Origin of the sequence: Limosilactobacillus avium (assembly GCF_947381485.1) — a bacterium.
Lineage (GTDB): Bacteria > Bacillota > Bacilli > Lactobacillales > Lactobacillaceae > Limosilactobacillus > Limosilactobacillus avium.
In genome coordinates this window covers 1-1,288 of sequence record NZ_CANCWN010000068.1, presented here as the reverse complement: position 1 = coordinate 1,288, position 1,288 = coordinate 1, and the positions used below count along the sequence as shown (strand labels likewise).

Sequence of the window (1,288 nt, the reverse complement as noted above, 5' to 3'; positions counted from 1 at the left end):
GGCCACAATGGAACTGAGACACGGTCCATACTCCTACGGGAGGCAGCAGTAGGGAATCTTCCACAATGGGCGCAAGCCTGATGGAGCAACACCGCGTGAGTGAAGAAGGGTTTCGGCTCGTAAAACTCTGTTGTTGAAGAAGAACGTGCGTGAGAGTAACTGTTCATGCAGTGACGGTATTCAACCAGAAAGTCACGGCTAACTACGTGCCAGCAGCCGCGGTAATACGTAGGTGGCAAGCGTTATCCGGATTTATTGGGCGTAAAGCGAGCGCAGGCGGTTGCTTAGGTCTGATGTGAAAGCCTTCGGCTTAACCGAAGAAGTGCATCGGAAACCGGGCGACTTGAGTGCAGAAGAGGACAGTGGAACTCCATGTGTAGCGGTGGAATGCGTAGATATATGGAAGAACACCAGTGGCGAAGGCGGCTGTCTGGTCTGCAACTGACGCTGAGGCTCGAAAGCATGGGTAGCGAACAGGATTAGATACCCTGGTAGTCCATGCCGTAAACGATGAGTGCTAGGTGTTGGAGGGTTTCCGCCCTTCAGTGCCGCAGCTAACGCATTAAGCACTCCGCCTGGGGAGTACGACCGCAAGGTTGAAACTCAAAGGAATTGACGGGGGCCCGCACAAGCGGTGGAGCATGTGGTTTAATTCGAAGCTACGCGAAGAACCTTACCAGGTCTTGACATCTTGCGCTAACCTAAGAGATTAGGCGTTCCCTTCGGGGACGCAATGACAGGTGGTGCATGGTCGTCGTCAGCTCGTGTCGTGAGATGTTGGGTTAAGTCCCGCAACGAGCGCAACCCTTGTTACTAGTTGCCAGCATTCAGTTGGGCACTCTAGTGAGACTGCCGGTGACAAACCGGAGGAAGGTGGGGACGACGTCAGATCATCATGCCCCTTATGACCTGGGCTACACACGTGCTACAATGGCCGGTACAACGAGCAGCTAACCCGCGAGGGTGTGCAAATCTCTTAAAGCCGGTCTCAGTTCGGACTGCAGTCTGCAACTCGACTGCACGAAGTCGGAATCGCTAGTAATCGCGGATCAGCATGCCGCGGTGAATACGTTCCCGGGCCTTGTACACACCGCCCGTCACACCATGGAAGTTTGCAATGCCCAAAGTCAGTGGCCTAACCATTTTGGAGGGAGCTGCCTAAGGCAGGGCAGATGACTGGGGTGAAGTCGTAACAAGGTAGCCGTAGGAGAACCTGCGGCTGGATCACCTCCTTTCTAAGGAATAAAACGGAACCTACACATTAGTTGAAACTTTGTTTAGTTTTGAG

1 rRNA gene is annotated in these 1,288 nt (G+C 53.6%); it reads left to right on the top strand.

Annotated elements, in window-relative coordinates:
• Positions 1-1,235 (top strand): 16S ribosomal RNA (locus QOS01_RS10265); the annotation flags it as partial.
• Positions 1,236-1,288: the final 53 nt, after the last annotated feature.